The sequence below is a fragment of the Stakelama sediminis genome (assembly GCF_014199335.1).
Classification (GTDB): domain Bacteria; phylum Pseudomonadota; class Alphaproteobacteria; order Sphingomonadales; family Sphingomonadaceae; genus Sphingomonas; species Sphingomonas sediminis.
On record NZ_JACIJI010000001.1, the window covers coordinates 467,182 to 490,147 of the forward strand.

Below are 22,966 nucleotides of genomic sequence, written 5' to 3' on the forward strand. Positions count from 1 at the left end.
CTGTCAAGCACCGAACCAGTGCCGGTTTGCGGTCAATCGCAATGCCGTAACGTCAGGGCGCTGTACTTTATTTTGCAGGCGGCGTTGCCAGCATGGTTTCGTCGCTGGGCAGGGATTCCCCGATCGGAACCTCGTTGGGACGGCGGATCGAGGTGAGGAGGAAAAAGATCAGGTTGCTCCCCTGCGTCAGCGCCCCGCCCGCCAGTAACAGCCCGGCCATCGCTTCGCGTGGGCCGTCGATCGCATTGCTCATCTCCAGCCCCGCCGACAGGAACAGCAACTCCCGGTTGGGAATGAACGGCAGGCGTGCAATCACCATCTGCATGGTCAAAAAGAACAGCCACACCTTCCATGGCTGATCAGGGATCACCACCGCCCATTGCGTCACCTGCAGCCCCATGACGATGACGGTACGCACGACATGCAGGCCCAGTACGCTGCCTGCCACGCCCAGCGACAGGCCGATGATCTTGTTGCGGAACGCCAGCATCACCGGCAGCAGAAATGCGGCGATCAATGCGGCGGCCAGGAACCATTTCACCTCCCCGTTCAACCAGCGGGTCACCAGATCCGCCTGCCCGCTCAGGAGAAACAGGACGACCAGACCCGCCGTCACCATTGCGGCCGCAACAGCTGACAGAATGGCATTATCCTTCAGCCCGACCAGTAGCTGCTTGGCGGGAATCGAAAGATTATGCCGCGCCCAGAGAAAGAAATAGACCTCGCCCGAATATCCGACCAGCGCGCTGTTCAGTACGCGCTTGCGAATGAACACCGCCAGATGCCGGGCCATGGGTCGGTCGTAAATCCGCTGGAATATCGCGGTTTCCGAAATCGGAAGCGTCAGGAACATCGCCAGAAACAGGATGTAGAACCACGGTGTCACCGGCAGCGAGTCGCTGACCTTGCGCCAGCCTATCGCGTTCACCTTCAGCGTCATCCAGACCAGCATGGCAATCACGAAGAGCCAGCGGATGATCCTGAGAACGCGTTTACCGGTCGTGCTTTCCGTCCAGGCGCGATAGGCGCCGAGCCAGTTGGTCAATGGTATTTCCCTTGCATGGCCGATCCCGGCACTTGCCGCTCCTCCGGTGCAACGGGCTGCATATCGGATAGCCTTACTGGACGTTCAACGATCACGGCAAAAGTGCTGGAGTGCGACATGGCCCTTGTCAACCGTGCAACCGCGCCGATAAGCAAAGCGGGACTGGCCGTGCTGATACAGCAATATCGGGGTTCAGCCAACGATATCGTTCCTGTCTTTCATGAGCGGATAGCCCGACCTTGACCAAGCGCATCGCCATCTTCTTTCCTTCGCTGACCGCCGGCGGTGCGGAGAAATCCGCACTCTTTATCGGCACTATATTAGCGGAAAAAGGCTATACGGTGGATATGGTCGTCGCGCGGTGTCGCGGCGGGTTGCAGGACGATCCCTTTATCAGTGCGCACCTTGTCGATCTGCATCGCGACGACCCGATGCTCGCGCTCGACCGTTATCTGGGGTATTTACGCCGCACCCGGCCCGATCTCGTCATTTCGCTGGTCCATTCGGCCAATTTCATCTCCGGGGTCGGAATGCGGTTCTTCCCCGACATTCCGGTGATTGTCAGCGTCCATAATACGCTGATCAAGCGCCCGAAGGACCAGTGGTGGATCCGCCGCTGGTTCGGCCACGCGCCCGAACGTTTTCTGTATCGCCGCGCGCGTTTCGTGCAGACGGTTTCCGACCAGCTTGCCGATCAGTGCGAAACCCTGTTCTCCGTCCCGCGCGAGCGGTTGTACGTCACCTATAATTCCGCTTCCGGTCCTGGCACCTCCGGCATCGACGACCCGGACGAGGCTGACCCGACGGCTGAGATCGAAGCGGCAAGTCCCTATATATTGAGTGCGGGCAGGCTGGTCGAAATCAAGGGGTTCGACACTCTGATTGCAGCCTTTGCCCGGGCCGATATTCCGGCGAACTGGAAACTCGTCATTCTGGGCGATGGCCCATTGCGGCCAAAGCTGGAACGGCAGATCGAACGCCTCGGCATGAGCCGGCGAATCATTCTCGGCGGCTTTCGCAAAAGCCTGAACACATGGATGGACCATGCACGGGGGTTCGTCTTCGCAACGCGGGGAGAGGGCTTCGGGCTGGTCGTGCATGAAGCGCTGCTTGCGCATCTGCCGGTCGTGACCTCGCGCGTTCCCGGTGTCAGCGAACTGGTCGGGCAAGGACGGTTCGGCCGATTGGTCGAGCCTGAAGATATCGCAGGGTTTGCCAGGGCGATTGAAGATATCGCAGAAAACAGGCTGACCGCACCGGTATCGGCTGCCTTTGAAGAACATCTCGACCGCTTCACGCCGGAAGCGGTCGCCGGACGCTATCTGGAAATGGTGGAAGCCGCGATCGGCGCACCATGAACGCCTGCGGCCCTACCGATTCAGAGATGCGGAATCAGGTAAAAACCGCTCTAGCCAGCGATGCCGACGCCTGATAGCGCGACGCTGCAATGCGCATCATCTTCGTCCTGACCTGCCCCGTCTATCAGCGGATCGACGACCTGTCGGAATGGCTCGCCATGGACAATCGCAACCGCAGGATGCCCGCAATCGTGGCGACAATGGGCGCGGATGTCGAGCTATGGGCAGTCGGCCGGGAAGAACACAGCCTGATGTCCGACCTTCCCGGCATAGCCCCCTATCCCATCCGCATTTTCGCTGCGTCCGGCGGCGGCGCAAAGAGTCGCGATGCCTACAGCGACGCAATGGTTGACGCGGCACGGGGTGATCCCGCCGACCTGTTCGTGCTGATCGGTGCTACCGGCAGCGCGGGCTATCGCCTGTACGACAAGGTGCTGAAGCCCGGGAAACGCCGGTTCGCAGTTATCCTCAACGGCGAGTATTGGAGCCGGATCGTTCCTCATGCCGCATTCCTGTTTTCCGAATCCGCGCGACAGGAACAGGTGCTTTCCCATCCCGGCTGGCGGTTCTGGAGGCGGCATATCAGCCCGCACCATATGCAGCGACTGGCCAAGGCAGTCGATACAGACCGTTTCCGGCCCGAACCCGATCTGCCGAAACAATGGGACATTATCACCATCAGCCGGTTGAACCGATGGAAGCGCTTCGATGAGATCGGCGCCCTTTCCACGACGTACCGGGTCGCGGTCATCGGCGACGGACCACAGGCATCCGCACTCGCCACCCGATATCCCCATGTCACCTGGCTGGGGCATATTCGCCATGAGGGCGTACCGGCACTGCTCAACCGGGCACGGCTGTATTTTCATGCCGGGCGCCGCGATGATTTCCCGCTGGGGATTGCAGAGGCGATGGCCTGCGGTCTGCCGGTGGTAGCGATGGAGGGACGGATCGGCTTCGATGTCGTCCCGACGGGGTGCGGTGCACTCGTCAACGACTCGGTATATCCGGCGATGGTCGATCGCCTGCTTGCCGATGAACGGCATCGCGCGGCAATGGGCCGTTCGGCGCGCGCACATGTGCTGGAAACAAATGGGCCTGATTCCAGCATTGATGCATGCCGCACACTGGTGACACTCGCACAATGACCGACACCCGCTGGACCTTTGTAATCGCCTATTACAACGAGGCGGATTTCCTGGCCGCGACACTGGAATCGCTCGCCCGCCAGACGGTGAAGCCCTTTCGTCTGATTCTGGTCGACAATGGCTCGACCGACCATTCTGCAGCCATCGCCCGCAACGAAACCGCACGCATGAAAGGTTTGGAAACGCTGCATCTGCACGAAGCAAAACCCGGCAAAATCCATGCACTCGAAACCGCGATGCCGCACATCGAAACACCCTTGGTGGCGTTCGGAGATGCCGACACCTTTTATCCGCCGGATTATCTGAAAAAGGCCGGGCGCGCTTTTGATGCAGGCGGGGAACGCGTCGTCGCGGTGATGGCGGTCGATGTACCCGCGCCGCCCGATGGACCGGAGGCCCGCCGCAAGCGTTTCCTACGTTCGCGCATTGCCAGTCGGCTATGGCCCAGACAGACGCACACCGGCGGGTTCGGCCAGACCTTTCGTACCGATGCGCTACGCCGCGCGGGCGGGTATGCGCATGGCTACTGGCCCTATGTTCTGATGGACCATGAAATCATGCAGCGGGTGCTGAAACTGGGCCGGGCGATCTATCCGCCTGATCTGTGGTGCATTCCCTCTCCGCGCCGTTCCAATCGCACACGCGTACGCTGGACGCTGGCCGAGCGACTGCTCTACCATTTCACCCCGTTCGCGGCGAAGGACTGGTATTTCTATCGCTTTTTGGGGCCACGACTGGAAAAACGGCGGCTGACCCATCTCAACCTGCGCGAAAAGCCCTGGCAAAAGCCTTCCGTCTGACTGGCAGGCTTATACGCCGCCGATCGAGCGAATCTTGGTGAGATGGCCCTTCACGATCGGCAGGACCTTGCCCGCCCATTCCTTCAGCGTCGCGTTGCCGCCACTGGCCGCATAGGATTGCAACAGGCCGATCGCCTGCTGATGCGCCAGCGTCTGCTGTTGCGCGTACAACGTATCAAAGGCCCGACCGCTGGCAGACTTCAATGCTGACAGATCAGCCTGTTGCTGCGCCGACAGCGTGGCGTCCGGCGTCACCCCCGGAATCGTTTTTGCGGCCTGCTTCAACTCCGCCGTCGACTGGTCATGATCGTGGATCATCAGCTTCGCAAAGTCTTTCAGCTTCGCGTCTGTCGCTTTGGACTCAGCCAGCTTCGCCGACTGTATTTCAAAGGCATCGCTCGCCGCCACCAGATTGGCAAACTGCTGCGCCGACATCGTGGAAACGTCCATCGGCATCGACGCATTGTCGGGGGCCGTCATCGCCATATTGCCGCTGTCATCGACAATCATATTCGACACCATCAGATTGTCGCTGGCAACGCTGTCATTATAGGCATCGGCAGTGTTTCCGACGGGCGTGCTGCTGCCGCACGCGCTGAGCATCAGCGCGCCGCCCAGCGCCATGGTCAGTGAAAGCACCGAATATTTCATACGCCATCTCCCTCACCCGCGCCAACGCATGCAGTGGAGTGACGTTCCCGATAGCGAGGAAGGATCGGTAAAAGGACGAAGCGCCGGATGATTCAATATATTGGCGCTTCGTCCGTAGGATCAGATATGCAGCGCGCGGCCGTAGGCGCCGAGCACGCTTTCGTGCATCGTTTCGCTGATCGTCGGGTGCGGGAAGACCGTTTCCATAAATTCGGCTTCGGTCAGCTCGCCGGTCTTGCCCACGGTATAACCCTGGATCATTTCGGTCACTTCCGCACCGACCATGTGCGCACCCAGCAACTCGCCGGTCTTTGCGTCGAAAATGGTCTTGGTGAAGCCTTCCGCCTCGCCCAGCGCAATCGCCTTGCCGTTGCCGATGAACGGGAAGGTGCCGACCTTGACCTCATAGCCCGCTTCTTTCGCCTTCGCTTCCGTCATCCCGACACTGGCGATCTGCGGATGGCAATAGGTGCAGGCCGGGATGTTGAGCGGGTCCATCGCGTGCGGATGCCTGCCCGCAATCGCTTCGGCCGCGATCACGCCCTCATGGCTTGCCTTGTGCGCCAGCCACGGCGGCGCGGTGATGTCGCCGATCGCCCACAGCCCGTCGACATTGGTGCGGCACATCGGATCGGTTTTCAGGAAGCCGCGATCGTCCATCGCGACGCCCAATTCCTTCAGGCCGATATTCTCGGTGTTGGGCACGATGCCGATGGCGGCGATGACATGGGTGAATTCGGTCGTGGTTTCCTTGCCCGCCTTGTCCTTCAGCTTCGCCTTCACGCCATTCGCGCCGACTTCCAGCCCGCCGACGCCTGCACCGGTCATGATCGTCATGCCCTGTTTCTTCAGCGCCTTTTCGAGGAAGGCAGAAACATCGGCATCCTCGACCGGCACGATGCGGTCGAGCATTTCCACGACCGTCACTTCAGCGCCCATATCGTTGTAGAAGCTGGCGAACTCGATACCGATTGCACCCGATCCGATCACCAGCAGCTTTTTCGGCATTTCCGGCGGCGTCATTGCGTGGCGATAGGTCCAGACGCGCTTGCCGTCGGCCTTTGCGAACGGCAGGTCGCGTGCACGCGCACCGGTGGCGACGATGATATTCTTCGCAGTCAGGGTTTCCGTGCCCTTGTCGCTCTTCACCTCCAGCTTGCCTTTGCCGACCAGCCTGCCCTCGCCCATATGGACGGTGATCTTGTTCTTCTTCATCAGGTGCGTGACGCCCTGATTGAGCTGCTTGGCGACCCCGCGCGAACGCTTCACCACCGCTTCCAGATCGGCGCTGATCTTGTCGGCGGCAAGGCCGTAATCCTTGGCATGGCTCATATAGTGGAAGATTTCCGCCGAGCGCAGCAGCGCCTTGGTCGGGATACAGCCCCAGTTGAGGCATATGCCGCCCAGCAGCTCGCGTTCGACGATAGCGGTCTTCAGCCCGAGCTGTGCCGCACGGATCGCCGCGACATAGCCGCCCGGTCCCGAACCCAGAACGATAAGGTCATATGTATCAGCCACAATAATGCTCCTGCAAAACAGCCACGCAATCAGCCGACAAGCGACCGGGGCTTCTTATTCTCGTCAACCGCGACAAAGACGAACCGTGCCTGTGTCACGCAATCATGGGATTCGCCGAACCGCCCCCGGCGCCACGCCTCCACCTCGATGGTCATCGAGGTGCGACCGGTTGCCACCAGTTCGGCATATACGCTCACTTCGTCGCCGACCGATACGGGGTGGTGAAACTTCATCCCCTCGACCGCGACGGTGACTGCCCGCCCGCGCGAATAGCGCGAGGATACCAGCCCGGCGGCCATGTCCATCTGGCTCATCAGCCAGCCGCCGAAAATATCGCCATAAGGGTTGGTGTCGGCGGGCATGGCGGTGACGCGCAATGCCGGCTCGGCATCGGGCGGTGTACAATCATCCATGGCGTTGCGCCCTTTTCACTCTGGTCAGATCGGCACGGGCCGCACGGATGATCGCAGGGAGAGCCATCGCCACGATCAGCACCATTCCGGCTCCTGTGACCAGCCAGATATCCTGCCGTCCCAGCGGATAGGACCATGCTGACAGCCAGCCGAGCGTAAACGCCACGGCAAGCCCGGCAACGACCCATAAAACTTCCATCAGGACCCGCACGCCGCGTCCTTACGCGATCATGCCCAGCGGCGCCTCGACCAGTTGCTTGAACAGTTTCAGCATCGCCGCGCCATCCGCGCCGTCGATGGCGCGGTGGTCGAAGCTGCCGGTCACGCTCATCACCGTCGCAACCTGCAAGGCATCATCGACGACATAGGGCCGCTTCTCCCCCGCGCCGACCGCCAGGATCATGCCCTGCGGCGGGTTGATGACCGCTTCGAACTGCTTGATGCCGAACATGCCCATATTGGACAGCGACGCCGTGCCGCCCTGATATTCGCTGGGCTGCAGCTTGTTTTCCTTAGCGCGCCCGGCCAGCTCCTTCATCTCGGTCGAGATTGCCGAGATGCTCTTGTTCGCAGCGTCGCGAATGATCGGCGTGATCAGGCCCGTCGGCGTGGAGACCGCCACCGACACATCGGCGCGGCTATAGTTGATCATCTTGTCACCGGCATAGGTGACGTTGCATTTCGGGCTGGCTTCCAGCGCCACGCCCAGCGCCTTGATCAGCATGTCGTTGACCGACAGCTTGATCCCGCGCGCTTCCAGCGACTTGTTCAGTTCACCGCGCAGTTTGAGCAGCGCATCCAGCCGCACATCGACGGTCAGATAGATATGCGGCACCTGCTGCTTCGATTCGGTCAGGCGGCGCGCAATCGTCTTGCGGATGTTGGAAAGCTTCTCTTCCTCATGCGGGATCGAATCGTCGTACCAGATCGCCTTGGCTTCGGCAGGTGCGGCTGCGGGTGCTTCGGCGGCAGCGGCAGGTGCTGCCTTGGCGGGCGCGGCACCCGGCCTGGCCGATTCGACGTCCGCCTTGACGATCCGGCCATTGGGACCGGAACCCTGCACCGCGGCCAGATCGATACCCTTGTCGGCAGCGATGCGGCGCGCAAGCGGGCTGGCCTTGACGCGATCGCCATCGGCAGTCGGAGCCGCCGGAGCAGCAGCTTTCGCCTCGGTCGGCGCGGGAGCAGGCGCAGGCTTGTCCTCGACGACTTCAGCCTTCGGCGCTTCCGCCTTCGCTTCGCCACCGGCAGGTGCTTCCACCGATGCCGGATCCTCACCCTCTTCGGCAAGGATAGCGATCGTTTCGCCCACCTTCACATTTTCCGAACCCTCGGCCACAAGGATTTCGGCGATCGTGCCTTCATCGACGGCCTCGAATTCCATCGTCGCCTTGTCGGTTTCGATTTCCGCCATCAGGTCGCCGGATGAAACCGTATCGCCTTCCTTCACCAGCCACTTGGCCAGCGTGCCTTCTTCCATGGTGGGCGAGAGGGCGGGCATCTTGATTTCAATCGCCATGAACGGTCCTGATCCTTGAGTCCTTGGGAGGAAGCCCTCCATCACCATCCGGGGGGCCTTGGTCAAGCCCATGTGGACGGGGAAAATACCTCTCCCCTTGCGCAACGGGCGGCTCTACGCCAGTGAACGCTGGAACGGAGGCAGAATATCCATGCGCACCTATCTGGTGGTGATCGACGAAAGCCGCGAATCGGAAATCGCCATGCGCTTCGCCGCGCGCCGCGCGGTAAAGACCGGCGGCGATGTCGAAATTCTTGCGCTCATCCCCACCCCCGAATTCGTACAGTGGGGCGGCGTGATGGCGACCATGGAAGAGGAAGCGCATCAGCGTGCGCAGGCGCTGGTGCAGGGTGCCGCCGGCACTCTGCTGGAGGAATCGGGGCTGAAACCCTCGATCACCGTGCGGCAGGGCGACGGGCCGAAGATCGTTCGCGAGATGATTGAGGCCAATCCCAATATCGCGGCGCTCGTGCTGGGCGCTGCGCCGGAAGGTGCCCCCGGCCCGCTGGTCACACACTTTTCAGGGCAGGATGCCGGAAGCCTGCGGGTGCCGGTCATGATTATCCCCGGCCGCCTGAACCGGGAGGAAATCGACCGGTTGAGCTGAGCGGAAAGCATCGGCGATTTTGCCGAGCGCGCTTGACGGCAGCCGCGCCATGGCTGCAAAGCAGCGGCCATGAAGCGAAAGACTGGTCAGGACCGTTCCATCACCACCCAATGGCGCCCCGCAACGCGGGCCATTCGGGGCGGCACCGCACGTTCGGAATGGGGCGAAACCTCCGAAGCGATGTTTCTGACCTCCGGCTATGCCTATGACTGTGCGGGCGATGCGGCAGCGCGCTTCGCCGGTGAACAGGACGGCATGACCTATTCGCGGCTGCAAAATCCGACGGTCGAGATGCTGGAGCATCGCATCGCGCTGATGGAAGGGACCGAAGCGTGCCGCACCACCGCCAGCGGCATGGCGGCGATGACGGCGGCGCTGCTGTGCCAGCTCGAAACCGGCGATCACGTCGTTGCCGCGCGTGCAGCGTTCGGTTCGTGCCGCTGGCTGGTCGACACGCTGCTGCCCAAATTCGGCATCGCCACCACTACCGTCGATGCCCGCGATACGCAGCAGTTCGTCGATGCGACGCGCGACAATACGAAAGTCTATTTCTTCGAAACGCCCGCCAATCCGACCATGGATATCGTCGACCTGAAGGCGGTGTGCGGCGTTGCGCGCGAACGCGGCATCACCACGGTGGTCGACAACGCCTTTGCCACCCCTGCCCTGCAACGCCCCATCGAATTCGGCGCCGATGTCATTGCCCATTCGGCCACCAAGATGATGGACGGTCAGGGCCGCGTGCTGGCGGGCGCGGTGTGCGGCACCGATGCATTCATCAACGAAACGCTGTTGCCCTTCACCCGCAACACCGGCCCGACGCTCAGCCCGTTTAACGCCTGGGTGGTACTGAAGGGGCTGGAAACGCTGGATCTGCGCATTCGCAGGCAAAGCGAAAATGCGCTGAAACTCGGCCGCTTCCTCGAAGGGCGCGTGCCGCATATCAACCATCCCGGCCTGCCCAGCCATCCGCAGCACGAACTGGCGATGCAGCAGATGGACGCATGCGGCCCGATCTTCTCCTTCGAGGTGGAGGACCGCAAACAGGCGCACGCGCTGCTCGACGCGCTCGAACTGATCGACATTTCCAACAATATCGGCGACTCGCGCTCGCTGATGACGCATCCCGCTTCGACCACGCATAGCGGCGTGGCAGAGGACAAGCGGCTGGAAATGGGCATTCGTGAGGGCATGTTGCGCTTCAATGTCGGGCTTGAAGATGCCAACGACCTGATCGCCGACCTCGATCAGGCGCTCGGCCGGGCGGGGTTGTGAAGGGACTGTTCACCCATGTAGCGGAAACCCGCGGGGTCATTGTCCGCGTCGGGGTAAGCTATCTGGCCGAACAATCCGACCCGGCGCGTGGTCGCTGGTTCTGGGCCTATCACATCCGCATCGAGAATAGCGGTGTGCAGCCGGTGCAATTACTGACCCGCCACTGGCTCATCACCGATGGAAGCGGCTCTCAACATTCTGTAGAGGGAGAAGGCGTGATCGGCGAGCAGCCGCTGATCGTGCCGGGGGACAATTTCGATTACGTCTCCGGCTGCCCGCTTTCCACGCCCAGCGGCTCGATGGAGGGCAGCTATCACATGGTCGCGGGCGACGGGCGGGCGTTCGACGTGACCATTCCCAAATTCACCCTCGTCGCCCCGGCGGAAGCGGACTGAGGCGCCGGTGAAACGCACCCACCTTCCGCTCAACGGCTTGCGCGTGCTTGACGCTGCCGCACGGCATTTGTCCTTCACCCGTGCCGCCGATGAGCTCGCAGTGACCCCTGCAGCTGTGGGACAGCAGATCCGCGCTCTGGAGGATACGCTGGGCGTGGTGCTGTTCCGCCGCACCACACGCGGGCTGGAACTCACGCCCGAGGGGGAAGCGGGGCTGGAAGCGCTGCGCACCGGTTTTCTGCAATTCGAAGAGGCCGTGCGCGCGATGCAGGCGGGCCAGTCGTCCAAGTCGCTGACCATCGCCGCGCCGCGCGACGTGACGCAGAAATGGCTGATGCCGAAACTGGCGGAACTGTCGAAACGCGACGGCGAAATCCGCTTCGTACTGATTCCCGCCGACGAAACCCCGGATTTCACCGAGGCCAATCTCGACCTTGCCATCCAGTGGGGCGAAGGCCCCGGCGAGCATGAGGGCGAAGCGCTGGAATCAGACGGCATGGTGACGATCGAACGGCCCGGCGGCGGTGCGGACATGCGCATCGGCTGGCCCGGCTGCATGGCCGAGGATGCGAGTGCCTTATTGCGCGTCGGTGATGCCGGCCTCGCCATCGATGCTGCCGCTGCCGGACTGGGTCGCGCAACCGTGCCCGAAATACTGGTCCGTACAGATATCGAGACCGCCAGAGTAGCCCGGATCGGCGAGCCAAAGGCCTCACGATTGGGCTATTGGCTGGTCGCACCGCTGCCCCAGTGGCGCCAGAAGAAGGTGCAGGCGCTGATCGACGCACTGGCGCAGTGAGAGAAACGCCGGTCCTCACCTCGCAACGGCTGACCCTGCGCCCCCGTCGGATTGCGGACGCCGACGCCCTGTTCCCAAGCTTTGCCGATACCGACCTGATGCAATGGTGGTCCGGGCCGCCGCACAGCAATGTAGAGCAGACGCGTGAGAGTTTTGCCCGTCATTCGCCCGACTGGCGCGCCTGGGCGATCACCCTGGCAAACGCGGACGATACCGCCATCGGATTTCTTGCTGCGGGGGAAAAGCGGCAGGGAAACGTCACTGAAATCGGCTATATGCTGTCCCGCCCCTATTGGCGGCAGGGCATCGCGCGTGAGGCGGTTACTCTGCTGATCGATCAGATTTTTGCCGAAGGACAGCGCCGGATTTTTGCCGATACCGACCCGGACAATCTTGCTTCCCGCCGCCTTCTCGAATCATTGGGTTTTACGCTGGAAGGGCAGTTGCGCGGAGAATGGGAAACCCATATCGGGATTCGCGACAGCGTCATTTATGGCCTGCTGACTACAGACTGGCACCACCCCACCGAATGATGGTTATTTTTGCCAATTAATGGCGAGTATTGCATTTTTCTGCTCTACCTCTCTATAACACCATCCTTTAAGATGCTGAAATTCATTATTTTTTAATATTGGCATGACGATTGCTTACCTGTTGGCATAGCCGCCGGGGTTGCCACCCCGACATCATGCCAAGGGAGATTTTCGTGACCGACGCCAATGACAAGCTGTTCAATCGCCCGGACACGTTTTTCGGCGTTTGCGAAGGGCTGGGCCGCGATTTCGGCTTTCATCCCAATATCCTGCGCGTGATCTTCGCGGTCGGCCTGTTGTGGAACCCGGAAATTGTGATCGCCACCTACATCGTGCTGGGTATTGCCGTGCATGTGTCGCGCTGGCTCGCTCCGGTTCCGAAGACATCATCCTCACCGGCCGAAGAAACAGCGACCGTCCCGGCCATGCCGGTTGAAGAAGAGCGCCTGGCCGCCTGAACCCGAAAACCCATAGCCCTAAAATGAATGGGGCCGCGCCATCCCCCCGAATGGCGCGGCCCCTGCCCCGGTAGTAGAATGAAGTTCAGGCAACCTGTGCTTCGGCTACCTTTTCCTCATCCGGCTCCCGCAAAACATAGCCGCGCCCCCACACGGTTTCGATATAATTGTCGCCATCGGTGGCCATCGAAAGCTTCTTACGCAGCTTGCAGATGAACACGTCGATGATTTTCAGTTCCGGCTCGTCCATCCCGCCATAGAGATGGTTGAGGAACATTTCCTTGGTCAGCGTCGTACCCTTGCGCAGCGAGAGCAGTTCCAGCATCGCATATTCCTTGCCGGTCAGATGCACCCGCGCGCCATCGACCTCGACCGTCTTGGCATCGAGATTGACGGCCAGCTTGCCGGTGCGAATAACCGATTGCGAATGCCCCTTGGAGCGGCGCACCACAGCGTGAATACGCGCCACCAGTTCTTCGCGATGGAAAGGTTTGGTCACATAATCGTCAGCGCCGAAGCCGAAGCTGCGCACCTTCGAATCCATTTCGGAAACGCCCGACAGGATCAGAACCGGTGTCTGCACACGTGCGACGCGCAGCTTTTTCAGCACGTCATAGCCGTGCATGTCCGGCAGGTTCAGGTCGAGCAGGATAATGTCGTAATCATAAAGCTTGCCCAGATCGAGGCCTTCTTCGCCCAGATCGGTATTATAGACGTTGAACCCCTCGGTCGTGAGCATCAGCTCAATCGCCTTGGCGGTCGTCGGCTCGTCTTCGATCAGCAGTACGCGCATCGGTTTCCCCCGTCCGTCGCGAGCGCGATTTACCTCATCAGCCGCACTCACCAGGATTCATTAACCTAAACAGGGATGAAGGCAAAAGGTTAATTTCTTCCTAACCCGCCAATAAGCATGAGTCGCAGGCCGAATCAGTGCAGGAAATCAGAAACTATACCCGATAAGGTTACTATTCCTTTTGAGGCGGCGGAATATCCTCGCCCAGCACCTCGCGCAGGTACAGGCTGCGGATCAGCGTGAAGAACACCACCAGCAGGGCAGCCGAAAAGAACAGCCCGAACAGACCGAACACCATACCGATGGCGATGATCGTGAACAGCGTCATGGCGGGTGGGATCGCAATCACCCGCGCAGTGACATAGGGCGTGATGAAATTGCTCTGAATCAGCCGCACGACCAGATACACGACCAGTGCACCGATCAGGGCGTTGTTGCTCTGTGTCGCTGCCAGACCCAATGCAGGCAGCATCGCCGCCGTGGGACCGACATAAGGGATAAACTCGCTTAAAGCCGCCAGAAACCCCAGTGCCGCCGCCGACGGCACGTCCGCAATCGCCAACCCGACACCGACCATCACCCCCATCGTCGTCATCTGGATCAGTTGCGCGCGCAGCCACAACCGCAGTGTATCGGCCGTATCCTCCAGCGCGTCGGAAAACGCCGCCCGCTTCGATTGCGGGATGAGCAACAGGAAACCGCGCTTATAAATCCCCGGATCGGCGGCCAGAAACAGCGCGCCGACGATCAGCAGGATGAAGTTCAGCAAGAGTTCGACCGACCCCTTCAATAAGCCCGCCGCATCCTTTGCGATGCGCGATCCGGCAAAGGCCGCGGTTACCGCGTCGACGATCTTTGCGCCCACCGGCGACTGCGACATGCTGTGTTCCAGCTTCTGGAGCAGGCCCGGCAACGCGGTTACCAGCGTGTTTATCTGTTCGCCGAACTGCCAGGCGACCAGCCAGACCAGAAAGGCGACCGCCGCAACCACGCTCAGCATTCCCATCGGGACCGCTGCCCGCTTTGGAACATGCAGGCGATGTTCGTACAAATCGGCAAGCGCGTGGATGGTGATGGCGCCCAGCATCGATCCGAACGCCAGAATCAGCAGGTCGAGCGACAGATAGATCGACACCGCCACTGCGATCACGAAAATCGTCAGGATCAGGCGACGCAGATAGCGCGCATCCTGTTCATCGGGCGCCAGACGCTTCACCGCTTCATCCTTTTGACCGCAATTGCGCCGTCAGAAAATCCATCAGGGCTTCGACCCGTGCGGGACGCAGGGTACCCGGCGGTGTCATCAGATGCAGGGCAACAGGGGGGGAAGACCATTCTGTCAGAACCGCTTCAAGCGCACCTTGTTCCAGATGCGTATCGACGATGAAATCGGGCAGGCGCGCAATGCCCAGCCCCGCCAGCAGCGACGGTATCATTCCCTCACCCGCGTTGCTGCGTAAGGGGCCGTCGGGACGTACTGCAATTTCGCTGCCGTCGCGGCCACGATAGGTCCAGACATTCGGGCTTGGCGCATTCGTGTAGCCGAAACAGGCATGATCGCTCAGGTCGGCGGGATGGCGCGGCCTACCCCGACGGTCGAGATAGGCAGGTGCCGCAACCGTATGAATCCGAACCCCGGCCAGTCGTCGCGCACGCAGGCTGCTGTCGGGCAAGTTGGCGATCCGCAGCGCCACATCAAACCCTTCCGCGACGATATCCACCTTCGCATCCGACAGATGCAGCTCGATACTGACATCGGGATGCTGTTCCAGAAAGTCGGCAATTAACGGTGCCACGCGCAGCTTGCCGAAATGCATCGGGGCCGCCACCCGCACCAGCCCGGACAAGGCAGTGACCGAATCGCGTGCCGATTCCTCAGCACATAGTCCTTCGTCCAGAATGCGTTGTGCGCGTTCGGCAAGCTCCCGCCCGCTGTCGGTCAGGGTCAACCGCCGCGATGTACGATGAAACAGGCTGACGCCCAGCCGCTGTTCCAGCCGCCCGATCGCCTTTGACACCGTCGCCTTGGATATGCCGATGGCTTCGGCAGCGCCGCTGAACGAGCGATGCTCCACTACGCGCGCGAAAATCGCCCATGCTTCGAAATCAGGCAACGCCATTCGAAACGATCCGTTTCAGATGTTTCCATTTACGTACCAATCATGCGGCCTATCTCCTGTGCAAGCAATGGAGATTTGCAATGATCGAGAAACGTTCATTCGATAGTCTGGGCCATGCCGACCATGGGTGGCTGAACGCCCGGCATCATTTTTCGTTCGCCAATTACTATGACCCCGACCGCATGGGATGGGGTGCGTTGCGCGTATGGAATGACGATGAGATCGCCGCCAATAACGGCTTCCCGCCCCATCCGCATCGCGACATGGAAATCATTACCTATGTCCGCACCGGCGCGATTACCCATCAGGATTCGATGGGCAATAAAGGTCGCACCGCCGCGGGCGATGTGCAGGTGATGAGCGCAGGCACCGGCGTGCGTCATGCCGAATATAATCTGGAACCGGAGAAAACGACGCTGTTCCAGATCTGGATTGAGCCCCGCTCCGCTGGCGGCAGCCCAAGCTGGGGCACAAAGCCCTTTCCTAAGGGCGATCGGTCCGGGCGGTTCGTGACACTCGCCTCCGGCTTTGCCGGGGACGAAGACGCATTGCCGATCCGCGCAGATGCGCGCGTACTGGGCGCGACTTTAAAGGCTGGTGAAAGCGTGATGCACAGCGTCGGCGATGGACGCCATGCCTATCTGGTATCGGCGACCGGTAGCATCGACATCGACGGCCAGCGCTTTGAACCGCGCGACGGTGCCGCCCTGGACGGTGGTCAGAGCGTTACGATCACGGCACTCGACGATGCCGAAATCGTACTGGTCGATTCCGAATAGTTTCTTCCCCCCTGACCGGGCAGGGTTCGCTCCCTCCCCCCCTGCCCGGTCGTTTTCCCCTCATATCCAAGGAGCCACTGTCATGACCAAGGTTCTCGTTCTGTATTATTCTTCCTATGGCCATATTGCGAAAATGGCTGATGCCGTTGCCGAAGGCGCACGCAGCGCCGGTGCAGAAGTCGCTGTACGCCGCGTTCCCGAAACCGCCCCGGCGGAAGTTGCGCAGGCTGCGGGATTCCAGACCGATGATTCGCATCCGCTGATTGAGAGCATCGATTCGCTGGCCGACTATGACGCGATCGTCGTCGGCGCGCCCACCCGGTTCGGGCGTATCCCCAGCCAGATGGCGGCGTTCCTCGACACCGCGGGCGGCCTGTGGATGCGCGGTGCGCTGCACGGCAAGGTCGGGGGTGCGTTCACCTCCACCGCCAGTCAGCATGGCGGGCAGGAAACCACACTGTTCTCGCTCATCACCAACCTGCTGCATTTAGGCATGACGATCGTCGGGCTGGATTACGGGCATCAGGCGCAGATGGGCGTCGATGAGGTGAAGGGCGGATCACCCTATGGCGCGACCACGCTGGCGGACGGCGACGGCAGTCGCCTGCCCAGCGAAACCGATCTGGCGGGCGCGCGCTATCAGGGCCGTCGCATCGCCGAAACCGCGGCGAAGCTCTCCGTCTGACCCTGACGGACACCGCCGGTCGATCATTCTTCCGGCGGTGCATCCAATTGTGCGCCGCCACGTTCACCGCAGAGTATCCCAATCAACGGAGCGACCGCATGAAAGCCATTACCATCCCCGCGCCCGGCAGCCTCGATCGGCTGACCCTCACCGATCTGCCGGACCCCGGCGACCCCGGCCCCGGCGAAATCCGTGTTGCCGTGCATGGCAGCACGCTCAACTATCATGATTATGGCGTCGCAACCGGCAATATGCCCAGCGAGGACGGCCGGGTGCCGATGGCCGATGGCGGCGGTACTGTCGAAGCGGTCGGCGACGGGGTCGAGGAATTCGCCGTGGGCGATTCGGTGGTTTCCTGCTTCTTCCCCGACTGGCAGAGCGGTCCGCCCCGGCTGGGCGATTTTTCCCGCACACCCGGCGACGGCATCGACGGTTTCGCACAACAATATGTGGTCCGTCCCGCAACTGCCTTCACTCAAGCTCCACAGGGCTATGACGCGGTAGAAGCGGCGGCGATCACCACCGCCGGGCTGACCGCCTGGCGCGCGCTGGTGGCCGATGGCGGACTGAAGGCAGGTGACCGCGTGCTGTTGCTCGGCACCGGCGGCGTTTCGATCTGGGCGTTGCAGATTGCCCGGATGATGGGCGCTCGGGTCGCGCTTACCTCCTCATCCGACGCGAAGCTGGACCGTGCCCGCCAACTCGGCGCCGAATATCTGCTCAACTATCATGAGACGCCCGAATGGGGCGCGAAAATTCGCGACTGGTCTGACGGCGGTGTCGATCATGTCGTGGAGGTCGGCGGCCCCGGCACACTGGCGCAATCCATCGACGCGGTGCGCATCGGCGGTCATATCCACCTGATCGGCGTGCTGACGGGGCGCGGCGGAGAGGTGCCGACCGCCAAGCTGATGGCCAAACAGGTCCGGCTGCAAGGGCTGATCGTCGGCAGCCGCGATCACCAGCGCGATTTCGTCCGCGCGCTGAACGCAGGCGGGATCAAGCCGGTGATCGACCGCTGCTTTCCGCTGGAGGAACTGGCCGACGCCTTCCGCATGGAAGAGCGCGGCGAGCATTTCGGCAAGATCGGCGTTACGATTTGACCGTGGGCGGCGGCGCATCGACATCAGACGATGGCGTCGCCGCTGCATCCCCGACAGCCGGATTGGCGGGAAATTGCGCCCGCGCCTTCGCAAACAGACGCCGTGCAGACTCCGCCCCCGGTTCGTCGATGCTGGAGCCGACCCAGCGCCAGTGCCACGGCTCCCATTCTACGCCCTGTTTATTGCCTGCGGGAAACGACATTTCGAACCCGTATTTCGTAGCGTTGGCATAAAGCCATTTACCCACTTTGGTCGCACCGAAACAGCCGACGGCATGGCCGCAGCCGCCCGGTTCAGTGGTGCCGAAGTCGATGGCATATCCGGTGGCGTGTTCGCTATGTCCCGGCGGTGCCGAGGCCCAGGCGCGTTCATGCACGCCCGACGCTCCATCATGACCGATGCGCCCGCAAAACAGCATCTTTTGCACCGCAATCGAGCGGTGGCACGATATGGCGCGTATCTTCCCTTTTATCGCCGGATCTTTGTCGGCGGCTTCGAGCAGCCGCTTGAGATCGGGCAACATCTCCTTGCGGACATAGCAGCGCCCACCCGGCGCCAGTTGTTCGGGTGCTTTCACCAGCACCGATTTCGGCGTGTCTGGATAGGTGAAATGTCCAAGCTGGCGGCCATCGGCATCGGGCGCGGACAGTTTCGCGGTACAATCGGCGGCAAACGCCTGTGCGCCGGAAACCAGCAGGGCGAACGCGGCAAAGAACAGGGCAATCGGTCGGGCAACACGGTACATTTCAAACTTCTCTCCCGACGGACGAGCACAGAAACACTGGCATGGCCGACGCAGCAATGGCAATAGCGTCCCTATGCTGGAAGATCATGTCCTGTTCATCGACGGCGAAGCGATCGTCATCGACAAGCCCGCCGGGCTGGCCGTCGACCGTCCGCGCGACAACAGCCCGTCGGTGGAGGCGATGCTGGGCGACCTGACCTTCGGATTTCAGCGCCTGCCCATGCCCGTTCACCGGATCGACCGGGATACTTCGGGATGCCTGTTGCTGTCGCGCAACCCAAAGGCGCACAAGCGATTCCATGCCGCGTTCGAAGCGGGGCAGGTCACCAAGCGCTATCTCGCCATTCTGGACGGCGTGCCCGAAGAGGACTCCGGGCTGATCGACCTGCCGCTTTCCAAAATATCGAGTGCCGAAACCGGCTGGCGAATGCGCGGCGATGCGAAGGGCAAGCCGGCGCGCACCCGGTGGCGGATGCTGAACCGTGGCGACCAGCGCGCGCTGATAGCCTTCTTCCCCGAAACCGGACGCACGCATCAGCTTCGCGTCCACGCCGCAGAGGGACTGGGGATTCCGATCATGGGCGATCCCGTCTATGGCGCGGGCGGGCCGGCGATGATGCTGCATGCCGTCGAACTGACCATGCCCCGCGATGGCAAACGCGATGTTCATGCCGATGCACCGCTGCCGCAGCGCTTTATCGATGCCGGGTTCGGCCATGGCTGACCCTGCGATCCCCGAAGACGCGATTGTCGAGGAACGCTTCATTGCCGCGAGTGGGCCGGGCGGGCAGAATGTCAACAAGGTGGCGACCGCCGTACAGATGCGGGTCGATATCTTCCGCCTCGGCCTGCCGCCTTATGCCTATCACCGGTTGAAGCAACTGGCCGGTTCGCGGATCAACAGCGCCGGAGAACTGGTGCTGACCGCGCGCAAGTTCCGCACGCAGGAAGCCAACCGCGCCGATGTGCGCGAACGGCTGGCCGACCTGATTACCCGCGCGCATGAGCGTCAGGCGAAGCGGATCAAAACCAAACCCAGCCGCACCGCGAAAGCGAAACGCGTCGATGCCAAGAAAAACCGTTCGCGGGTGAAGGCCGCGCGCGGCAAACCCAAACTGGACTAAAACTGCATGTACCAATTCGACATTGCCGGTGGCGACAGCCTGTATAGCGACCTTGCCCTGGCGCTGGATGCGCTGACGGCGGACGAACCGGACGCCATCGCCAATATGGCCAATGCCGCCGCGCTGATCTGGGAATATTTGCCTGACCTCAACTGGGCGGGTTTCTATCGGCTGGTCGGCGGCGAGCTGGTGCTCGGCCCGTTTCAGGGCAAGGCGGCGTGCATCCGCATCCCGCTGGGCAAGGGCGTGTGCGGCACGGCGGCGCAAACACGCGAAACCCAACTGATCGCCGATGTGCATGCCTTTCCCGGCCATATCGCCTGCGATGCCGCCAGCCGGTCGGAACTGGTCGTACCGGTGGTCCATGAAGGGCGCCCGATCGGTGTCCTGGATCTGGACAGTCCGCTACCGGAACGCTTTACCGAAATGGATCGAAAGGGGTGCGAAGCACTGGTCCGCACCCTCGCGCCGCGCATTGCCTGACCCGATACGGGACATTCGGGCGCGCAATACCGACTCCTGCCGGAACCTTGTCTGGGTTAAAAAGTCGTAAAGATACGTGTCATCCGGCGCGTTGACCGGCGGCTGTTGTTCGAAGGGCCGCACCAGCAATGGGAGGACCGATCCATGCGCACCCTGTCCGCCGCAGCCTTGCTCGCCGCGCCGTTACTGTTCGCGCAACCGGCAAGCGCGCAGATTGAAAACGGCCGCTGGGTAGATCAGACGCCGCCGACCGCGACGCCTGCACCGGTCGCGCCCGAACCGCCGGTCGCCCCCGACGTGCCGCCACCTCCGCCCGCAGATACCCCCGCTCCAGCACCAGCAGCCGTCACCCCTGCCCCTGCGCCGCCGGGCCCGTCTGCCGATGTCAGCCCGGGCGTAACTTTCGCCGCACCTAGGGCAGTGGTGCAACCGCTGCCCTCCGCCGCCGCTCCGCCACCGAAACCCGCTTTCTCGAATGAAAGCCGACCCGCCCCCGGCATCGAGCAGAAACCGTCGGTCGCGGCTGCGCCGCCCGCTCCGCCGCCTCCCGCTGTACCCGCACCGCCCGCGCCCGTTGCACAAGCGGCTCCTGTGGCGCAACAGGCCGGCCGCTGGCACCATCGCCACCATGGCGAGCGTCAGGGGTATCGCCCGTTACAGCGTGGCGAGCGTCTGCCTGCGCGATGGATGAGCGAACGCTACGCCCTTTCCGACTATCGCGACTGGGGCCTTTCAGTGCCGCCCGCCGGCTATCACTGGGTTCGCTATTATGACGACGCGGTCCTCGTCGATGCGAGCGGCGATGTCTGCGACTGGCAGAACGATGTGAACTGGGATCGTCCGGGCGATTATGAGGATCGCTATGGTGCGCCTTATGCTGCGCCGGAACCGGATTATGCGCCGCCACCGGTTGCGATGAACGACATGCCTCCGCCTCCCGGCTACGCACCACCGCCGGGATATGCACCGCCACAGGTGACGTGCAGCGGCGATTGCGGTGACCATGGTGTGCATGTGCGGCAGCAGATTACCCAGCCCGGCTATGTCGCGGGCGGCTATTACTACCCGCCGACGACGACCACGGTGATCACCGTCGATTCCTGCGATAGCTGCGCCACCAAATCGGTGACGAAGAAATGGGTCGAATATGTGCCAGTGAAACGCCGGGTTCACACCAAGCTGATCCGCCGCAAGGGCAAGCTGGTTCCCCGCCATGACAAGCGCCTGCGCCGCAACCGCTAGGCCGTAACCCTTCCGGAGATCACGTCATCTGCGCGCGCGACCGGCGAAGGTAACGAGGCTTTGCGCGCCCTTGGGCGACAGCGTCGCGACGCCGAAGAAATTGTCGTCGACAATCACGCCCTTCAGCACGGCAGAGGTCGCATCGGCGGGCAGATCGCGATGTTCGGTCCAGTTCTGGGCGTCGGTCGGGCGCCAGAACACGCGATAACCCGCGGCACCGGAAACCGGCTGCCAGCGCACGGTGCTGTCGGTCGAAACCGCGCCTGCCACCGACACGCCATCGGGCGCGGGCGGTGCGGAGGCGAGCCGCGCGATGGTATCGATATTGATCGCCGCGACCTTCGCCAGATAGTCGAAGTCCATGCCTTCAACCGTGTCACCATAGGTCACGCCGTTTTCGACGCGCGGATCCTGATGCTGGCGGCGGTAATTCTCCACGCCGGAGGTGAAGCGCACCGCCGGATAGCCCAGTTGCAGGAACGGCAACTGATCGCCACCGCGCCCGAATCGGTCCGGGCGCCGGATCATCTCCACCTTCAACCCGCCGGGAATGGTTTCGGCAACATTGTCCACGGCCTTGGCAAGCGCGCGGCTCGGCCCGTCATCCTCCCCACCGTCGGCGCGGCGTTCCATCTGCTGCTTCAGGTCTTCGGAGGCGCGGATGCCTTCGGAAAAGACGCGCACCTTGTCGGCGACCACGCGCCCGTCCTGTCCGACGCTGTTCCCGACGATATCGTTGTTGAGAACCGCCGTAACGTCCCAGCCCTTCTGCTTCGCGGTATCGGCCAGCAACTGTCCGCCCCACAGCCCCTGCTCCTCGCCGGAGGTGATGGCATAGAGGATGGTCGCATCGAATTTCTGCTTCGACAAAATGCGCGCCGCCTCCAGCACCAGTGCCACGCCCGACCCGTCATCGTTCGCGCCCGGCGCGTCACCGGTCGAATTCATCACATCGGTCGCACGGCTGTCGATATGGCCCATGACGATCACCAGCCGCTTGGGATCGCGCCCCTGCTGAAACCCCAGTACATCGACGACCTGCACCGGTTTGGGCGAGCGTCTGCCGGTAAAACCACGGCCGATATTCGACACTGTGATGCAGCCATCGCACGCATCCGAAATATGGGTAAGCTGCGCCGCTGCCCAGCGTCGGGCCGCGCCGATCCCGCGCGTCGGATTATCCGGGTCCGACAGCGTATGGCGGGTGCCGAAGCTGACCAGCTTCTCCACCGTCGCTTTCATCCGGACCGGGTCGGGTTTGTCCTGAGCAGCGGCCGGAGCGGCTAGCGCGATCAGGGGAAGGGCGGAAACGAGCAGGGTTTTCATACGCATGGTCGCGCACCTTACCGAAAGCCTGTGAAGCCGCAACGCCG

Annotated in this window: 27 protein-coding genes; 16 read left to right on the forward strand and 11 right to left on the reverse strand. The window is 62.2% G+C overall.

Annotated features, from left to right (window positions below; all coding sequences use genetic code 11):
• Positions 1-67: 67 nt before the first annotated feature.
• Positions 68-1,045, reverse strand: coding sequence for a hypothetical protein (locus FHR23_RS02365; protein ID WP_184001314.1), 978 nt, complete (start codon positions 1,043-1,045; stop codon positions 68-70).
• 239 nt (positions 1,046-1,284) lie between these two features.
• Between FHR23_RS02365 and FHR23_RS02370 the strand changes: the two genes are divergently transcribed.
• The 3 genes from FHR23_RS02370 (at position 1,285) to FHR23_RS02380 (ending at position 4,351) form a co-directional block, all read left to right on the forward strand.
• Positions 1,285-2,403 (forward strand): glycosyltransferase, encoded by a 1,119-nt coding sequence (locus tag FHR23_RS02370; RefSeq protein ID WP_184001315.1) that lies wholly within the window; start codon positions 1,285-1,287, stop codon positions 2,401-2,403.
• Between the two features lie 89 nt (positions 2,404-2,492).
• Positions 2,493-3,551 (forward strand): glycosyltransferase, encoded by a 1,059-nt coding sequence (locus FHR23_RS02375; protein ID WP_184001316.1) that lies wholly within the window; start codon positions 2,493-2,495, stop codon positions 3,549-3,551.
• Positions 3,548-4,351: a glycosyltransferase family 2 protein gene (locus FHR23_RS02380; RefSeq protein WP_184001317.1), complete on the forward strand. Its 804-nt coding sequence runs from the start codon at positions 3,548-3,550 to the stop codon at positions 4,349-4,351. The genes FHR23_RS02375 and FHR23_RS02380 overlap by 4 nt, the downstream gene beginning before the upstream one ends.
• A 9-nt stretch (positions 4,352-4,360) precedes the next feature.
• On the opposite strand, the gene FHR23_RS02385 is transcribed toward FHR23_RS02380, so the two are convergent.
• From FHR23_RS02385 to FHR23_RS02405, 5 genes are all read right to left on the reverse strand, one after another.
• Positions 4,361-5,002, reverse strand: coding sequence for a DUF4142 domain-containing protein (locus FHR23_RS02385; protein ID WP_184001318.1), 642 nt, complete (start codon positions 5,000-5,002; stop codon positions 4,361-4,363).
• 120 nt (positions 5,003-5,122) lie between these two features.
• On the reverse strand, positions 5,123-6,520 hold the full coding sequence (gene lpdA / locus FHR23_RS02390) for a dihydrolipoyl dehydrogenase (protein ID WP_184001319.1): 1,398 nt from the start codon (positions 6,518-6,520) through the stop codon (positions 5,123-5,125).
• 29 nt (positions 6,521-6,549) lie between these two features.
• Positions 6,550-6,933, reverse strand: a complete 384-nt coding sequence (locus tag FHR23_RS02395; RefSeq protein WP_184001320.1) for an acyl-CoA thioesterase — start codon at positions 6,931-6,933, stop codon at positions 6,550-6,552.
• Complete coding sequence (locus tag FHR23_RS02400) at positions 6,926-7,132, reverse strand: hypothetical protein (RefSeq protein WP_221227324.1); 207 nt, start codon at positions 7,130-7,132, stop codon at positions 6,926-6,928. The genes FHR23_RS02395 and FHR23_RS02400 overlap by 8 nt, the downstream gene beginning before the upstream one ends.
• A gap of 21 nt (positions 7,133-7,153) precedes the next feature.
• Positions 7,154-8,452: a pyruvate dehydrogenase complex dihydrolipoamide acetyltransferase gene (locus FHR23_RS02405; protein ID WP_184001322.1), complete on the reverse strand. Its 1,299-nt coding sequence runs from the start codon at positions 8,450-8,452 to the stop codon at positions 7,154-7,156.
• A 151-nt stretch (positions 8,453-8,603) separates the two neighbouring features.
• On the opposite strand from FHR23_RS02405, the gene FHR23_RS02410 reads away from it, so the two are divergent.
• From FHR23_RS02410 to FHR23_RS02435, 6 genes are all read left to right on the forward strand, one after another.
• Positions 8,604-9,059, forward strand: a complete 456-nt coding sequence (locus FHR23_RS02410; protein ID WP_184001323.1) for a universal stress protein — start codon at positions 8,604-8,606, stop codon at positions 9,057-9,059.
• Between the two features lie 69 nt (positions 9,060-9,128).
• Entirely contained in the window at positions 9,129-10,334 is a 1,206-nt protein-coding gene (locus FHR23_RS02415; RefSeq protein WP_184001324.1) for a trans-sulfuration enzyme family protein, read from the forward strand.
• On the forward strand, positions 10,331-10,729 hold the full coding sequence (apaG, locus tag FHR23_RS02420; protein ID WP_184001325.1) for a Co2+/Mg2+ efflux protein ApaG: 399 nt from the start codon (positions 10,331-10,333) through the stop codon (positions 10,727-10,729). Before FHR23_RS02415 ends, apaG begins: the two co-directional genes overlap by 4 nt.
• 7 nt (positions 10,730-10,736) lie before the next feature.
• Positions 10,737-11,528: a LysR family transcriptional regulator gene (locus tag FHR23_RS02425; protein ID WP_184001326.1), complete on the forward strand. Its 792-nt coding sequence runs from the start codon at positions 10,737-10,739 to the stop codon at positions 11,526-11,528.
• On the forward strand, positions 11,525-12,061 hold the full coding sequence (locus FHR23_RS02430; protein ID WP_184001327.1) for a GNAT family N-acetyltransferase: 537 nt from the start codon (positions 11,525-11,527) through the stop codon (positions 12,059-12,061). The genes FHR23_RS02425 and FHR23_RS02430 overlap by 4 nt, the downstream gene beginning before the upstream one ends.
• 173 nt (positions 12,062-12,234) lie before the next feature.
• Positions 12,235-12,519, forward strand: a complete 285-nt coding sequence (locus FHR23_RS02435; RefSeq protein WP_184001328.1) for a PspC domain-containing protein — start codon at positions 12,235-12,237, stop codon at positions 12,517-12,519.
• Between the two features lie 85 nt (positions 12,520-12,604).
• Here the strand turns inward: FHR23_RS02435 and ctrA are convergent, their stop codons facing one another.
• The 3 genes from ctrA to FHR23_RS02450 all read right to left on the reverse strand — a co-directional run bounded on the left by ctrA (position 12,605) and on the right by FHR23_RS02450 (position 15,432).
• A complete protein-coding gene (ctrA, locus tag FHR23_RS02440) occupies positions 12,605-13,312 on the reverse strand; it encodes a response regulator transcription factor CtrA (RefSeq protein WP_184001329.1) in 708 nt (235 codons plus the stop codon).
• A 172-nt stretch (positions 13,313-13,484) separates the two neighbouring features.
• Complete coding sequence (locus FHR23_RS02445) at positions 13,485-14,528, reverse strand: AI-2E family transporter (protein ID WP_184001330.1); 1,044 nt, start codon at positions 14,526-14,528, stop codon at positions 13,485-13,487.
• A gap of 4 nt (positions 14,529-14,532) precedes the next feature.
• Positions 14,533-15,432, reverse strand: coding sequence for a LysR family transcriptional regulator (locus FHR23_RS02450; protein WP_184001331.1), 900 nt, complete (start codon positions 15,430-15,432; stop codon positions 14,533-14,535).
• Between the two features lie 80 nt (positions 15,433-15,512).
• Here FHR23_RS02450 and FHR23_RS02455 point away from each other — a divergent pair, with 80 nt between their 5' ends.
• From FHR23_RS02455 to FHR23_RS02465, 3 genes are all read left to right on the forward strand, one after another.
• On the forward strand, positions 15,513-16,211 hold the full coding sequence (locus FHR23_RS02455; RefSeq protein WP_184001332.1) for a pirin family protein: 699 nt from the start codon (positions 15,513-15,515) through the stop codon (positions 16,209-16,211).
• 82 nt (positions 16,212-16,293) lie between these two features.
• Positions 16,294-16,896, forward strand: coding sequence for an NAD(P)H:quinone oxidoreductase (gene wrbA / locus FHR23_RS02460; protein WP_184001333.1), 603 nt, complete (start codon positions 16,294-16,296; stop codon positions 16,894-16,896).
• Positions 16,897-16,994: 98 nt separating this feature from the next.
• Positions 16,995-17,999: a zinc-dependent alcohol dehydrogenase family protein gene (locus tag FHR23_RS02465; protein ID WP_184001334.1), complete on the forward strand. Its 1,005-nt coding sequence runs from the start codon at positions 16,995-16,997 to the stop codon at positions 17,997-17,999.
• Here FHR23_RS02465 and FHR23_RS02470 read toward each other — a convergent pair.
• Positions 17,989-18,744: a M15 family metallopeptidase gene (locus tag FHR23_RS02470; protein WP_184001335.1), complete on the reverse strand. Its 756-nt coding sequence runs from the start codon at positions 18,742-18,744 to the stop codon at positions 17,989-17,991. The two genes, FHR23_RS02465 and FHR23_RS02470, sit on opposite strands and share 11 nt — an antisense overlap.
• Positions 18,745-18,817: 73 nt before the next feature.
• Between FHR23_RS02470 and FHR23_RS02475 the strand changes: the two genes are divergently transcribed.
• The 4 genes from FHR23_RS02475 to FHR23_RS02490 all read left to right on the forward strand — a co-directional run bounded on the left by FHR23_RS02475 (position 18,818) and on the right by FHR23_RS02490 (position 21,593).
• A complete protein-coding gene (locus FHR23_RS02475) occupies positions 18,818-19,468 on the forward strand; it encodes an RluA family pseudouridine synthase (protein WP_184001336.1) in 651 nt (216 codons plus the stop codon).
• Positions 19,461-19,868 carry an alternative ribosome rescue aminoacyl-tRNA hydrolase ArfB gene (gene arfB / locus FHR23_RS02480; RefSeq protein WP_184001337.1) on the forward strand — a complete coding sequence of 136 codons (408 nt, stop codon included), beginning with the start codon at positions 19,461-19,463 and terminating at the stop codon, positions 19,866-19,868. Before FHR23_RS02475 ends, arfB begins: the two co-directional genes overlap by 8 nt.
• 6 nt (positions 19,869-19,874) lie before the next feature.
• Complete coding sequence (locus tag FHR23_RS02485) at positions 19,875-20,351, forward strand: GAF domain-containing protein (RefSeq protein ID WP_184001338.1); 477 nt, start codon at positions 19,875-19,877, stop codon at positions 20,349-20,351.
• A gap of 144 nt (positions 20,352-20,495) precedes the next feature.
• Positions 20,496-21,593, forward strand: coding sequence for an RcnB family protein (locus tag FHR23_RS02490; protein ID WP_184001339.1), 1,098 nt, complete (start codon positions 20,496-20,498; stop codon positions 21,591-21,593).
• Between the two features lie 24 nt (positions 21,594-21,617).
• On the opposite strand, the gene FHR23_RS02495 is transcribed toward FHR23_RS02490, so the two are convergent.
• Positions 21,618-22,925: a M28 family metallopeptidase gene (locus FHR23_RS02495; protein ID WP_184001340.1), complete on the reverse strand. Its 1,308-nt coding sequence runs from the start codon at positions 22,923-22,925 to the stop codon at positions 21,618-21,620.
• Positions 22,926-22,966 lie beyond the last annotated feature (41 nt).